This window comes from Streptomyces sp. NPDC088157 (assembly GCF_044741545.1).
GTDB lineage: Bacteria > Actinomycetota > Actinomycetes > Streptomycetales > Streptomycetaceae > Streptomyces.
Window position 1 is genome coordinate 908,250 of the sequence record NZ_JBIUSU010000003.1, and the last position, 13,760, is coordinate 922,009.

The window sequence follows — 13,760 nt, forward strand, 5'->3', positions numbered from 1 at the left end:
CGGTGCGACGGCGGAGACCGTCGGGCGACCGGACGGGCCCGGGCCACCGGCGACCCCGTGCGCGCCGGCCACCGCCGGATGCCGGGGCTGCGACTCGCAGGTCCCGGACGGCAGGCCGCCTCATGGAGGAAGACCAGGGTCCGGGGCCGCGACACCGGCCCCGGCGCCTGGGACCTCAGGCGCGCAGCCACTCCGTCACGACCACCTCCGCGCCGGTCCGCAGCCGCAGGGCGAACGGGCCGCTGGGCGGCGCGTCGCAGGCGAAGCGGCCCAGGTCGTCGGCGGTGAGCGCGGTGCCCGCCCGGGGGCCGTGCAGGACCTCGATCGAGGCCGACTGGGGCGGCAGCAGCTGACCCAGCAGTCCCTCGTCGGTCACCTCGACGTCGACCGTCAGCCCGCCCGTGTGGAAGGTCAGCATCCGCGGCACGTCCACCGCGCCCCGCACCGGGATGGCGTCGACCAACGAGTCGAACGTCAGCTCGGCGATCCGCGCGTCCAGGTCGTGCAGCGCGTAGGCCTCGATGGCGGCCCGTCGCAGCTCGGCCGGCACCGGGTCCAGGATGGCGGCGGCCTGGCGGAGTTCCTCCTCCAGCCGGTCGTGATCGAACTCCTCGTCGACGAAGGGGACTTCGCCGAAGATGTCGTCGCCCTCGTCGTCGTTCATACCGTTCATGCCGTTCACAGAGCTCCCCGTGCGTCGAGTCGGGCGCGCAGGCGGCGCAGACATCGCTGGCGCATCGGTCCGATACTGCCGACGGCGATGCCCAGGGCGGCCGACACCTGCTGATAACTGGGCGGCGGCGAGGCGATCAGCACCCGCAGCAGTTGCCGGCAGCGCTCACCGAGCGCCTCGAACTCCTGCCACAGGAACCGGACACGCTCGCTCTGCGCGGCCGCCTCCTCCGAGTCGAGCACCCACTGCTCCGGCGTGCGGTCCTCACTGGCCCGGTCGAGCAGCAGGGGATCGTCGGTCGGGGTCAGTCGCCTCAAGCCCTTGATCACTTTCAGGCACTCGTTGCGCGCGGTGCTCGCGAGCCACGAACCGGCCTTGTGCGGCTCGCGGATCCGCCCGAGATGCTGGGCGAAGCGGAACCAGACGGTCTGGTACACCTCGTGTCCGTCGGCGTCGGAGAGCCGGTGTGCGCGCACGACCGACCACACCAACGGGCTCAGCCCGTCCACCAGCGCTTTCCAGGCCGCCGTGTCACCGTCGACGGCGGACTGGACGAGCGCGCCGACATCAGTACGGTCCACGGCCCCACCCCTCGTGTACGGCCTGTCATCGTACGCCGCGGCGGGGCCCCTCCCGGACGTCATGCCGCCCTCACGCCGGACCGACCGGGACCGGTCGCCAGGTGGGCGGAAGCAGTGCCGGGACGTGCGCACCCCGCACCTCGGCGAACTCGGAACGCTCGGCGAGCAACCGGCGGGCGGCGGCTCGCGGATCGCTCACCTGGTTCGCGGTCATGTAGGCCGCGACCAGCCCGGCCACCACCGGAGTCGCGAAGGAGGTGCCGCTCCAGGACGCCAGTCCCTCGAACATCACCTGGTCCGGCTTGCCCGGCGGGACCTGCTGCACCTCGCTCAACACGCCGACGTGCCGCGGGGAGCGGCAGGTGCAGGCGTAGGCGAAGCCGTAACGGCAGGCCTCGTAGGTGGAGTGCTGGTAGACGTACGGGACGGGGGTGTCGAAGCCGGTGAGGGCACCGATGAGGCGCTCGCCGGGGGCGTAGACCTTCACCCAGGCGCCGTGGTTGCTGAAGCAGGCGCCGAACTCGCCGTCGCCGCGCAGCGCGCCCACCGACAGCACCGCGTCGGCGTACTCGGGCAGCGAGGCGTACGCGGCGGGCCAGAAGGGCGAGGCGCTGCCGTTGTTGCCGGCGGCCGCGACCAACAGGGTGTCCCGGGACTGGAGTTCCTCCATGAACGCGGCCACGCCGAGCAGACCGTCGACCCGGCCGTTGGAGGTGCCGGCGGAGAGGCTGAGGATGTCGGGCCAGCCGTCCTGGACGGCGTCGAAGAGCCGCTCGCCGAACTCGGACTCCAGGATCGCGCCCGCGTCGTTGAGGGTGCCCCGCACGGTGACGTCGGTGTGCGGCGCGACGGCCGCGACGAGTCCGGCGATGAACGTGCCGTGGCCGACGTACTGCTGGAGGACCCCGTCCTCGTCGGTCTCCCTGACCTGGGCGTCGCCCTCGGTGCGGGCGAGCAGCGGATAGGAGCGGTAGTCGTGGGTCAGGCCGGTGTCGACGACGAGCACCTCGACGGCGTCGGCGCCCCCCGGGTCCTGAGCCGCCTGTACCGCGGCCGGGTTGGGCTGCGCGCTGCGCGGGGCCGGCACCGGCTCGTCACCGGGGCAGGCGTTGACCGCGATCGACACCAGGTGATTGCGGCTGACGAGTCGGCGGCCCGCGCGGCCCTCCGTCTCCCGCAGCGCGCTCAGGGCCCCCGCGACGGTGTGGTCGGCGCCGCGGCCGCCCTCGCCGGGATCGCCGACCCGGATGCGGGTGATGCCCGAGCGGTTGGTCTGCGGGCCCGCCCGGCGCACGTGCTCCGGGACCAGGCCCTCGGTCGCGGTGAAGTGCGAACGGACGGCGTCCTCGACGACCCGGGCCTCCTCGCCGTCGCGTGCGAGAACGACGCCCTTCTCGTAGATGAACTCGGCGGAGTCGTCCGGTCCCATCGCCAACGGGACGTCGGGCAGCGCGCGTTGGAGGTGATCGAACTGCTCGTGGAATCGCTGTGGTGCCATGGGCGTGTCCTCCCCTACAGCCGGTGGTCGTCAGCAAGACCCGTGAGGCGGTCGTCTGATACAGGTGGTGCGACGGCGGATGGGGGTGGTGCGGTTGCGGCCGCACGCCCCCTCGCGACGCCGAGTCCGTTGACGCGACGTCCAATTGTTACTGGTGGATACGGTGCCGAACCGGTGTGGCGTGCAGGCCGGAGCACTACCATCCGTGGAGTGACAGCGGGAAACGACACGGTTCTCGAACTGCTGCCGATGGTGTTCGCCGCCCCCAACGAAGCGTTGTCGCGGGCGGAAGGAGTGCTCGACACCGATCCGACGCCGCTGCACGCCTCGGTCGCCCACCAGGTGATCGGCATCTGGCAGCGGGACTGGGGCGACATGCGGCTCGCCCTGGACCATCTGCGGCGCGCCCGGGATCTCGCGGCGCGCTCGGACTCGGCCGAGCGGGAGGCGGACGTCCTCGGCACGCTCGGCGTGGCGCTGGTGCACGCGGGCCGCACCCGGCAGGGGCTGGCCGCGTTCGAGCGGGGGGTCGAGCGCGGGACCGGCCATACCCGCGCCCGCGTGCTGTACCGGCGGGCCTACTCCCTGTGGGTCCTCGGCCATCATCGCGAGGCGCTGGAGGACGTACGCCGGACCATTCCCGTACTGCGCCAGGCCGACGACGTCATCTGGACGGCGCGGGCCCTCACCCTGCGTGCCACCGTGCATCTGGCCCTCGGGGCGGTGGACCGGGCCGAGGCGGACTTCACGGCGGCCGAGGCACTGTGGGACACCACCGGCCAGGAACACGACAAGGCGGACGCGGTGGAGAGCCGGGGACTGGCCGCGTTCCGCTCCGGGGACGTCCCCGCCGCGCTGCGACTGCTCGACGAGGCGGAGGAGCGGTACGCCAAGCTCGGCACGCCGACGTTCATGCTCAACATCCGGCGCTGCGAGGTCCTGATGGCCGCCGGTCTCGCGCCCGAGGCGCTGGCCGAGGCGGACGCGGCGATCGCGGTGCTCGACGGCATCGGCGGGCAGTCCACCCGCAAGGCGGAGCTGCTGCTGGCGGCCGCGAGGGCGGCGCGGCTCGCGGGCGATCCGGGGACGGCCATCGCGCGCGCGGCGGTGGCCGAACGGCTCTTCGCGGCGCAGCGGCGCACCTGGTGGGAGGCGCACGCCCGGCTGGTGCTGATCGAGGCGCGGGTCGCCACCGGGCGCGGCTCGGGACGACTGGTCGCGGACGCCGTACGGCTCGCCGAGCGGCTCGCCGCCTTCCAGGCGTCGGCCGCGCCGGAGGCCTGGCTGCTGGCGGGCCGGATCGCGCTGGACCTGAACTGGAGCACCGACGCCGAACGGTATCTGCAGATCGCGGCGCGCAGCCGGCACAGCGGGCCGCCGCTGGCACGGATGACGGGCTGGGCGGCGCAGGCGCTGTGGGCGCGGGCCACCGGTTCGGGCCGGGGCGTGCTCGAGGCCTGCCGGCGCGGGCTCGACGTCCTCGACGACCACCGGACCACGCTGGGCGCCTCGGAGCTGCGGGCCCGGGCCACCGCGCAGGGCGCGGAACTCGCCGCGCTGGCCCAGGAGGTCTCTCTGGAGCGGGGCGGGCCGCGGCAGTTGCTGGTGTGGAGCGAGCGGTGGCGGGCCACGGCGCTGTCGACACCGCCCACCCGGCCGCCGGCCGACCCGGCGCTGCTGAGCGGACTGACCGCCTTCCGGGTGATCGCCGCCCGCGCGGAGGCCGCCCGGATGGACGGCCGGCCGGTGCCGACACTGGAGCGTGAACAGCGGCGCCTGGAGCGGGAGATCCGCTCCCGCACCCTGCACATCCGCGGGGTCACGCCCTGGGGCGGCGACCGGTTCGGCGGCGACCGGTTCGACGCGGGACGGCTGCTGGAGCGGCTCGGCGAGGGACGGTTGGTCGAACTGGCCGTACTGGACGGGCGTGTTCAGGTACTGCTGTGCGGGGACGGGCGGGTGCGCCGCTTCGCGGGCGGGCTGCTGGCCGAGGCGGAACGGGAGGCCGAACACGTCCAGGCCGGACTGCGGCGGCTGGCCCACCCCGGCGCGGAGAGCCGGCTGCCGGTGGTGGAGGCGGCGGGACGGAAGCTGGAGGAGCTGCTGCTGGGCGACGCGGCGCGGCACCTGGGCCCGGGCCCGCTCGTGGTGGTGCCGCCGGCCCGGCTGCACCGGGTGCCGTGGGCGCTGCTGCCGTCGCTGCGGGAGCGCGTGGTCAGCGTCTCGCCGTCGGCCAGCGGCTGGCTGCGCGCGCGGGAGACCGAACCGCCCCCCGGCGGTCGGCAGGTCCTCGTGCGGGGGCCGGGGCTGGCGTCCTGCGGGGCGGAGGTGCCGGAGGTGGCCGGGCGGTACGGCAGGCCGATCGTGCTGGAGCAGGAGGACGCCCGTGTCCCGCGCGTGCTGCGGGAGTTGGACGGAGCGGCGCTGGCTCACATCGCCGCGCACGGCACGTTCCGCGGCGACAGTCCGATGTTCTCGTCGCTGCGGATGGCGGACGGGCCGCTGATCGTCCACGACTTCGAGCGGCTCGCCCGCAGTCCGTACCGGATCATCCTGTCCAGCTGCGACACCGCGCGGCTCGCCTCGGTCGGTGCGGACGAACTCCTGGGCCTGGTCACGGCGTTGCTGCCGCTGGGCACCGCGGGCGTGGTGGCGAGCAGCGCCCCCGTCAACGACGCGGCGGTCGTCCCGCTGATGCTGGCCCTGCACAAGGGCGTCAGCGCCGGGCGCTCCCTTGCCGAGGCCCTGCGGGACGCCCGGGCCGCGCTGCCGGGCGACGCGCTGCATCAGGCCACGGGGTGGGCGTTCACGGCGTTCGGCGCGGCGTGAGCCGTCCGCCGGCCCGGCCTGCTCACGCGGGCTGCTCCACCAGCCGCGGGAGCGCTCCGCGATCGCCGGCGCCGAGCCGGGTGTAGGCGCTGTAGAGGTGGTTGCCGACGGTCCGGACGGACAGGGTGAGGCGTTCCGCGATCTGCCGGTTGCTGAGGCCGGCCGCGGCGAGGGTGACGATCTGCCGCTGACGAGCGGTGAGTTCGCCCAGCACCAGGCCGGACAGGGCCGGGGTACGGGCGCCCTGGCAGCGCCGGGCCAGGGCGACGGCACGGGTACGGGCGGTGCGGGCCGCGCTGGGGTCACGGTGGACCCGTACCGCCTGCGCGTACGCCTCGGCAGCGAAGAGGAGGAAACCGCGCTCCTCCAACTCGGCGGCCACCAGGTCCAGTGCGGGCCCGTCGCCCCGGGCGAGCGCGCGGGCATGGCGGGCGAAGAAACCGTCGGACGGGAGCAGCGGGACGGCCCGCTCGGGCACACCGAGGCGCACGGCGTCGTAGACGGTGTAGGGGTCGGGTGCCGCTGGGGAGCCGTGAGCCGTGCCGGAGTCGTGGGCTGCGGCGCGGGGGTCATGGGTGGTGCGTGCGTGGCCCGTGGTGGGGCGGTCCTGGATCGCGTGGACGTCGTGCGTGCTCGTGCCGTCGCCGGAGCGGGTACGGGCGCCCATGCCGGTGCCCGTCATGGCGAAGGCGCGGGTGGTGCCGGTGCCGGTCGTACCTGTGCCGGTGCCGGTGCCGGTGCCGCTGCCCGTCGTACCGGAAGCCGCCGTGCCGATGTCGCTGCCCGTCGTACCTGTGCCGGTGCCGGTGGCCGTACCGACTCTGGTCGCGGCGGTGGCAGCGCCGGTGACACCGGAGCCGGTCGGGCCGGCGGCGGTGCCGGCACCGGTCGGGTCGGTGGTGGTCTCGTCGAGGGTTTTCAAGGCCGTGTCGAGGTCTCCGCGGGCGGCCGGTGGCCAGGCGGCCGTGGTGGGGTGGTCGGCGAGGAGGTCGATCGGTGTGCCCGCCTCCCCCGACTGGGCGGCGCACAGGGCGAGTTCGGTACGGCAGTTGCGGTCCTGCGGGGCGGCGGCCAGACCCTCTCGCGCCCAGGCCGCCGCCTCGCGCAGCTCTCCCCGCAGCCGTGAGAACCGCGCGCGGACGGCGGCGTACCGCGGTGGTACCGGTTCCCCCTCCGCGACCAGCCACTCCCCCACGGGCGTGGGCGTCGTACGGACGTCGGCCCGCTCGATGCGGCGGGTCAGCCCGGCCGCCTCGGCGTCGAGGGCGGAGGCCGTGGAGCCTCGGCGGCCGGTGAGCCGCCTCGTGCGCAGCCGTCCGGCCGCGGCGCGCAGGACCGGGCCGTGCAGGGGGTGGGCCAGGCGGACGGTCGTGTCGTCGTCGACGTCGAGGAGGCCGTCCGCCTCAAGGCGTTCGAGGATCCGCAGGTCCAGAGTGTCCGCCGCCAGCGGGAGGGGTTCCGCGAAGGCGAGGCGGTCGAGGATCTCGCGTTCGTCGGCGCGGGCGCGGGCGAGGACGGCGCCGCTACGCTCGCGCAGGGCCGGGGTCACCGGGACCCGGCCGCGCCACATCAGCTCGTCTGTATCCGCGCGCCTGGTGAACAGGCCCTGCTCGCGCAGCGCGTCCAGCAGGTCCCGCAGGAGGCACAGGTCGCCCCCGCACAGGCGGTGCAGACGGTTGACGGTGAGGGGCTCCACAGGGCCGCCGGCGCCGGCCGTGAGGAGGGGGACGGTGTGCTCACGGGGCAGGGGTTCCAGGACCAGACGGGGCAGCAGTTCGCCGGTCCACAGTCGGCAGACGGCGTCGGGCGCGAGGGCGCCGTCCGTGACGAGGACCAGCAGACGGGTGCGGCCCTGGACGGCCAGCTGGTGCAGCAGGGCGGCGGAGGCGTCGTCGAGCAGATGCGCGTCGTCGACCAGCAACAGCCGTACACCGGAGAGGAGTTGTACCGCGCGGTGCAGGGTGACGCCCTCCGGCAACAGGTGGGCGAAGGCGGCGAAGGGCAGGTCGTGGGTTCCGGGAGTGCCGGCCACCCGGGCGCAGTCGGCGCCGCGGACCGCCTCCGCGGCCAGGCGGGTGCGGCCGCAGCCCGCCGGTCCGGTGATCACGATGCCGGGCCGGCCCGCCGCCAAGGAGCGGCGGACGAGCCCCAGTTCCTCGTCCCGGCCGGTGAACGGCCATGGCAGTCGCAGGGTTCCCGCTGGGGTCTCGAACGTCGTCACCTCAACTGGAGTCGGCATACTCACTCCTGATACAGGGCGACTTGAGTAGCCCCCGACTCAGGCCCCGGGGTGGCCGTGCAGGGCAACCTGGAGCCCATGACCGCCCGTTACTGCTCGCTCGCCCAGCAGTCGGCCCCCGCGTTCGCCCCGGGGCTGGCCGTCGAGCGGCTCGACGCCCTCCTGAGCGGGCGGCGGATGTGGGTCAACGGCACGGTGCTGCACTACTGCTTCTTCGACGGCGAGAGCGACGGGTCGGTCATTCCCGTGCCGGGGTCCGGGGAGACCCGCTGGGTGTCGTGGGTCGGCGGCGAGGACCAGCGGGAGGTGGTGCGGGACTGCTTCCGCGAGTGGCGCGACCTGGGCATCGGGGTGGTCTTCACCGAGGTCGCGGACCGTTCGGAGGCGGAGCTGCGCATCGGCTTCCAGACGGGCGACGGCTCCTGGTCGGCGGTGGGCCGGGACGCGCTGTCGGCCGGTCTCAACGAGCGCACCATGAACTTCGGCTGGGACCTGACCGCGTCCGGGGAGCGCGCGACGGCCCTGCACGAGATCGGGCACGCGCTCGGCATGCAGCACGAGCACCAGAGCCCGTTCGCCGGTCTGCACTGGGACGAGGAGGCGGTGTACGCGGATCTGGCGGGCCCGCCCAACCACTGGAGCCGGGCCAGGACCTGGTTCAACATCCTGCGCAAACTGGACCCGGCAGAAGTGAACGGGTCGGTGTGGGACTCACAGTCCGTCATGGAGTACCCCTTCTCGGCGGGTCTGATCCTGGAGCCGGAGCAGTTCCGCGGCGGCGTGCATCCGTCGGGCGGGTTGTCGCCGCTGGACAAGGAGTTCGTCCTCGGCTGGTATCCACCGGCCGAGGCGCCGCGCCCGCCCGCGCTGGTGCCGTACCGCTCGGTGGCGCTGTCACTGGGGCCGGGCGGGCAGGTCGACTTCACCGTCGAGCCCCGGGAGACCCGCGAGTACACCTTCGCCACCTTCGGGGAGAGCGATTCGCTGGTCGTGGTCTTCGAGGAGCGGGACGGCGAGCCCCGTTTCCTCGCGGGGCACGACGACGGAGGTGCTCCGCACAACGCCACGCTCAGGGCCCGGCTCGTCAGGGGTCGCCGCTACTTCGTCCGCTTGCGCCTGTACTCCGGCTGGGGTTCGGGCGAGACGGCGGTCATGTGCTGGTGAGCCGGGGAGTCGCGTAGAGACCGCAGTCCGGCGCCGGGGGAAGCGCCGGGGACACGTCGCCTTCGGGGGAGGGGGGCGTGTCCCCGGCCACACCGGCTCGGCCGTTCGCGGGCGGGTCCGGACCGCGTGTCCCGATCACGTGGTTCCCGGCGTTGCCGACGTGGCCGGCGTTCACCCGACGCGAGCAGCGTGCGGGTGGCACTGCACTCGTATGAACAGCGCGCCTGGCCCGGGACGATCCGGCAGGATGAGCGCATGCTCGTCGTCCTCGGCGGTCTGCCCGCCTCCGGCAGGACCGCCCTCGCGCGCCTTCTCGCCGCGCGGACCGGCGCGGTCCATCTGCGGGTCGACACGATCGAGCGGGCACTCGTCCGCTCCGGCCTGACCCGGCATCCTGTCGGACCGGCTGGCTACGTCGTCGGGTACGCCCTGGCCGAGGAGCATCTGCGGCAGGGGCTCACCGTGCTCGCGGAGTCGGTCAACCCGCTCGGCGTCACCCGCGACGCTTGGCGCGACTGCGCCGTGCGGGCGGGGGTGCGCTGCGTCGAGGTGGAGGTGGTCTGCTCGGACGCCGACGAGCACCGGGAGCGGGTGCGCTCCCGGACGGTCGACGTACCGGGTCTGCCGCTGCCCGGCTGGGATCAGATCACCGGCCGGGAGTACGAGGTGTGGGCCCGGGATCGTGTCGTGGTGGACACGGCCGGCCGCACACCCGAGGACTCGGCGGCCGCGCTGCCGGCGGTGATGCGGACGGAGGAGGTCCGCCACCCCGCCCAGCGTCACTCCACGACCTCACCCACGGAGGGAACAAGCCATGATCACCGGATACGTCATCGGCGAAAGCCTGCGCGCCGGAGCCGAGTTCGCGCCGCCGGGGCTGCGGCTGCGCGGGGTGCGCAGGCTCGACGTGTCGGCGAGCGCCGAGACCGGGCAGCCGGGACTGTGGACGCTCGTCGAGTGGGCGAGCGACGATGACGACGTGGCCGGGATCGCCGACGCGCTCGCCGCCGTGCTCGAGCCGCACCTCGGCTGGTACGCCGACTTCACCGCGGGTGAGGAGAGGGTCGTGGTGTTCGCGGGGAAGGTGTTCCGCCATCGGCGCGGCGACGAGGCCGGCCGCGCCGAGGCGGTCGCGTACGGGCGGTCCGTGGGGACGCCCGTGCATCAGCTCGACTGGGCGGAGTGACCCCTGCGGCGCCACTCCCCGGCGAGGAGCTCGTAGGAGCGGACCCGGTCGGTGTGGTCGTGGGTGATGGTGGTGACGAGCAGTTCGTCGGCGCCGGTGGCTTCCTGGAGTTGTTCCAGCAGGTCCGCGACCCGGGCCGGGGAGCCGACGAACCGGGTGTCGATCCGGTCCTGGACCAGCGAACGGTCCTCGTCGGTCCAGGTGTGGGCGCGTGCTTCCTCCGGGGTCGGGTACGGGATCGCGCCCTCGGCGGTGCGGATGCTGCGCACCCACGGGCCGTAGCCGGTGGCGAGTTCGCGGGCGCGGGCGTCGTCCTCGGCCACGACGACATCGGCGGAGACGCTGACATAGGGCGCGTCGAGGGAGGCGGAGGGCTTGAAGCGGGCCCGGTAGCCGTCCACCGCCTCCAGGACGGTGGCCGGGCTGACGTGGTAGTTGGCGGCGAAGCGCAGACCCCGGGCGCCGGCGACCTCGGCGCTCTCGCCGCCGCTGCTGCCCAGGATCCACACGTCGACGTCGGCGCCCTCGCCCGGTACGACATGCGCCTCGACGCCCTCCGGGGAGCGGTAGGTGCCGGCCAGCAGGGCGAGGATGTCGTCGATCTGCTCCGCGTAGTCCGGCGATTCGGCGTTCGGCAGGAGGAGGAGCCTGCGTTGCAGGGCGATCCGGGGCGAGCCGAGGAGGCGTTCGAAGGAGAAGCGGGGCGGTATCAGCAGGCCGTTCGGGGCACGGCCGTCGACGACCGGGGTGACGGTGGACGGCCGGCTCGGCCGCTCCCCCGGCGGACGGCCGCCCGAGCGGCCCAGGCCCAGGTCGAAGCGGCCGGGGTGCAGCGCGTCGATCAGGCCGAACTCCTCCACCGTGGACAGGGCGGTGCGGTGTCCGAGCTGTACGGCGCCGGAGCCGAGCCGGATGGTGGAGGTGGCGGCCGCGGTCAGCGCCAGGACCACGGCCGGGGACGTGCCCGCGACGCCGGGGTTGAGGTGGTGTTCGGCGAACCAGTAGCGGGCGTAGCCGAGGCGTTCGGTCTGCCGGGCCAGGTCGATGGAGTTGCGCAGGGCGTCCGGGGCCGTCGATCCCGAGGAGATCGGGACCAGGTCGAGAACGCCGAGGGGGATGTCAGACACGGGCCGGCTCCTCGGTGGACGACGGTGTCGGAAGCACCGGCGCCCAGTCGAACGGCGGGTCCGGTATCTCCTTGCGCAGCGCCGACGCCACCTCCGACTGGAACAGCTCCAGCGAGTCGCGGTGCCGGGTTTCGGTGAGGCCGCTCGCGTCGGCGTGCACATGCAGGACGGTGTGGCCGAACCGCTCGTGGTAGCGGTGCACCTTGTCGATGACCTGCTGTGGGCTGCCGATCAGGGCGGAGCTGCGCTCGACGAAGTCCTCCAGCGTCTCGAAGACCACGGGCAGCCCGGCTTCTCTCTGGAAGGCGAGCGTGCCCTCGAAGATCGGCCGGTATGCCTCGACGGCCTCCTGGGAGGTGCGCGCCACGTACAGTCCGGCCGAGCCGGCGCCGACCGCGAGGGCGGCCGGGTCGTGGCCGTAGTGCTCCCAGCGCTCCCGGTAGTACCGGATCAGCTCGGCGTAGGGCTCGACGGGGTGGGTGACGTTCGCCGAGAACAGCGGGTCGCCGTAGCGGGCGGCCAGGTCGACGGACTCCTTGCTGGTGGCGCTGCCGTGCCAGACCCGCACGGGCTGCTGGTAGGGCCGGGGCCAGACTTCCGCGTCCGTCAGCTCCGGGCGGAAACGGGTGGCCGCGGTGACCTTGTCGTTGCGCCAGATCCGCCGGAACACCTCGTAGCTCTCGGCGTTGCGCTCCCACTGGTCGTCGGGCGTGACGTGGAACAGCTCGCGCTGGGCGGCGCCGTTGCCCTTGCCGATGATCAGCTCCAGGCGACCGTCCGAGAGGTGGTCGAGGGTGGCGTAGTCCTCGTAGGCGCGGACCGGGTCGAGGAGGCTGAGGGTCGTCACGGCGGTGAAGAGGCGGATGCGGCGGGTGAGGGCGGCGATGTGGCTCAGCACCACCGGCGGCGAGGAGGAGATGAACGGCCGCTCGTGCCGCTCCCCCACGCCGAATCCGTCGAAGCCGAGTTCCTCGGCGAGCAGGGCGTTGTCGAGCACCTCTCGGAAGCGGTCCCGGGTCGGCTTGCGGACGCCGGTGACCGGGTCCGGACGGTGCACGATCAGGGTGATGGCGAGGAACTTCACGAGGCCACCCGCGCGGTGCTGTCCGCCTCGTCCGGCAGGGCGAGGCCGAGGTGGTCCCTGAGCGTGGTGCCCTCGTACTCGGTGCGGAAGACGCCCTGTTCCTGGAGGAGCGGGACGACCTCGTCGGCGAACCCGTCGAGGCCGCCCGGGGTGATGTGCGGGACGAGGATGAAGCCGTCGGCGGCGTCGGCCTGGACGTACTCGTTGATCGTCCGGGCGACGGTGGCCGGGGAGCCGACGAAGTTCTGGCGGTTGCCGGTCTCGATGACCAGGTCGCGGATCGACCAGTTGTTGGCCTCCGCGAGCTCGCGCCATTCGCGGGCGGTGGCCAGCGGGTCGCGGTACATACGGACCTGGGCCCGGCCTCGCGCGATGTGGTTCTCGCCGAGGTCCGGGTCGATGTCGGGCAGCGGGCCCTCCGGGTCGTAGCCGGACAGGTCCCTGTTCCAGACGAACTCCAGGTGCTTGAGGGCGGTGGCGCCGCTGACCTGCTGGCGCCGCACGTCCTTGGCGATCTCCTCGGCCTCGGCGTCGGTGTCGCCCAGGACGAAGCTCGCGGCGGGCAGGATCAGCAACTGGTCGGCGCGCCGCCCGTACTTGGCGAGGCGTGACTTGACGTCGGTGTAGAAGGCCTGTCCGGCGTCGAGGGTCGCGTACCGGCTGAAGATGGCGTCGGCGCTGGAGGCGGCGAACTCGCGGCCCTCGTCGGAGTCCCCGGCCTGGAAGATCACCGGACGGCCCTGGGGGCCGCGCGGGACGTTGAACCGGCCGTGGATGTCGAACTGCTCGCCCTCGTGGACGAAGGCCCCGGCCTTGGCGTCCTGGAGGAAGGTGCCGGTGCTCTGGTCGGCGACGATCTCGTCGCCCTGCCAGGAGTCGAAGAGCTCGCCCGCGGTGGCGAGGAACTCCTTGGCACGGGCGTAGCGCTCGTCCTGCGGGAGGAAGCCGCCCCGGCGGAAGTTCTCGCCGGTGAAGGCGTCCCAGGAGGTGACGACGTTCCACGCGGCGCGGCCGTCGGAGAGGTGGTCGAGGCTGGCGAACTGGCGGGCCACCTCGTAGGGCTCGTTGAAGGTGGAGTTGATCGTGCCGGTCAGGCCGAGGCGTTCGGTGACGGCGGCGAGCGCGGCGAGGATCGTGAAGGTGTCGGGGCGGCCGACGACGTCCAGGTCGTAGATCTTTCCGCCCTGTTCGCGCAGGCGCAGCCCCTCGGCGAGGAAGAGGAAGTCGAACTTGGCGCGTTCGGCGGTCCGCGCGAAGTGGGCGAAGGAGCTGAACTCGATGTGGCTGCCGGCCTGGGGATCGCTCCACACGGTGGTGTTGTTGACGCCGGGGAAGTGCGCGGCGAGGTGGATCTGCTTCTGGGGCTTGCTCATGGTGGG

General features: G+C 73.6%; 10 protein-coding genes and 1 pseudogene. 4 read left to right on the plus strand and 7 right to left on the minus strand.

Translation table 11 applies throughout. The features are described 5' to 3' along the window. Window positions 1-175: 175 nt before the first annotated feature. The 3 genes from ACIPFH_RS15300 to ACIPFH_RS15310 all read right to left on the minus strand — a co-directional run bounded on the left by ACIPFH_RS15300 (window position 176) and on the right by ACIPFH_RS15310 (window position 2,752). On the minus strand, window positions 176-664 hold the full coding sequence (locus tag ACIPFH_RS15300) for a hypothetical protein (RefSeq protein ID WP_359129735.1): 489 nt from the start codon (window positions 662-664) through the stop codon (window positions 176-178). Between the two features lie 14 nt (window positions 665-678). Continuing rightward, window positions 679-1,254, minus strand: a complete 576-nt coding sequence (locus tag ACIPFH_RS15305) for an RNA polymerase sigma factor (RefSeq protein ID WP_401826608.1) — start codon at window positions 1,252-1,254, stop codon at window positions 679-681. A 70-nt stretch (window positions 1,255-1,324) separates the two neighbouring features. Next, entirely contained in the window at window positions 1,325-2,752 is a 1,428-nt protein-coding gene (locus tag ACIPFH_RS15310) for a S8/S53 family peptidase (RefSeq protein ID WP_401826611.1), read from the minus strand. Window positions 2,753-3,001: 249 nt separating this feature from the next. Here ACIPFH_RS15310 and ACIPFH_RS15315 point away from each other — a divergent pair, with 249 nt between their 5' ends. Next, window positions 3,002-5,581, plus strand: coding sequence for a CHAT domain-containing protein (locus ACIPFH_RS15315; RefSeq protein WP_401826902.1), 2,580 nt, complete (start codon window positions 3,002-3,004; stop codon window positions 5,579-5,581). Window positions 5,582-5,603: 22 nt separating this feature from the next. Here the strand turns inward: ACIPFH_RS15315 and ACIPFH_RS15320 are convergent, their stop codons facing one another. After that, window positions 5,604-7,820 carry a LuxR C-terminal-related transcriptional regulator gene (locus ACIPFH_RS15320; protein ID WP_401826614.1) on the minus strand — a complete coding sequence of 739 codons (2,217 nt, stop codon included), beginning with the start codon at window positions 7,818-7,820 and terminating at the stop codon, window positions 5,604-5,606. A gap of 78 nt (window positions 7,821-7,898) precedes the next feature. Between ACIPFH_RS15320 and ACIPFH_RS15325 the strand changes: the two genes are divergently transcribed. From ACIPFH_RS15325 to ACIPFH_RS15335, 3 genes and pseudogenes are all read left to right on the plus strand, one after another. Further along, entirely contained in the window at window positions 7,899-8,984 is a 1,086-nt protein-coding gene (locus ACIPFH_RS15325; protein ID WP_401826616.1) for a M12 family metallopeptidase, read from the plus strand. A gap of 255 nt (window positions 8,985-9,239) precedes the next feature. Beyond that, window positions 9,240-9,719 (plus strand): annotated as a pseudogene (locus ACIPFH_RS15330) (AAA family ATPase); the annotation flags it as partial. 244 nt (window positions 9,720-9,963) lie between these two features. Beyond that, entirely contained in the window at window positions 9,964-10,170 is a 207-nt protein-coding gene (locus ACIPFH_RS15335; protein WP_401826619.1) for a hypothetical protein, read from the plus strand. Here the strand turns inward: ACIPFH_RS15335 and ACIPFH_RS15340 are convergent. The 3 genes from ACIPFH_RS15340 to ACIPFH_RS15350 are packed head-to-tail and all read right to left on the minus strand — an operon-like array spanning window position 10,149 to window position 13,754. After that, window positions 10,149-11,297 (minus strand): LLM class flavin-dependent oxidoreductase, encoded by a 1,149-nt coding sequence (locus ACIPFH_RS15340; protein ID WP_401826621.1) that lies wholly within the window; start codon window positions 11,295-11,297, stop codon window positions 10,149-10,151. The two genes, ACIPFH_RS15335 and ACIPFH_RS15340, sit on opposite strands and share 22 nt — an antisense overlap. Beyond that, window positions 11,290-12,381, minus strand: coding sequence for an LLM class flavin-dependent oxidoreductase (locus tag ACIPFH_RS15345; protein WP_401826624.1), 1,092 nt, complete (start codon window positions 12,379-12,381; stop codon window positions 11,290-11,292). The genes ACIPFH_RS15340 and ACIPFH_RS15345 overlap by 8 nt, the downstream gene beginning before the upstream one ends. Further along, window positions 12,378-13,754: an NtaA/DmoA family FMN-dependent monooxygenase gene (locus ACIPFH_RS15350; protein ID WP_401826627.1), complete on the minus strand. Its 1,377-nt coding sequence runs from the start codon at window positions 13,752-13,754 to the stop codon at window positions 12,378-12,380. Before ACIPFH_RS15350 ends, ACIPFH_RS15345 begins: the two co-directional genes overlap by 4 nt. Between the last annotated feature and the right edge of the window lie 6 nt (window positions 13,755-13,760).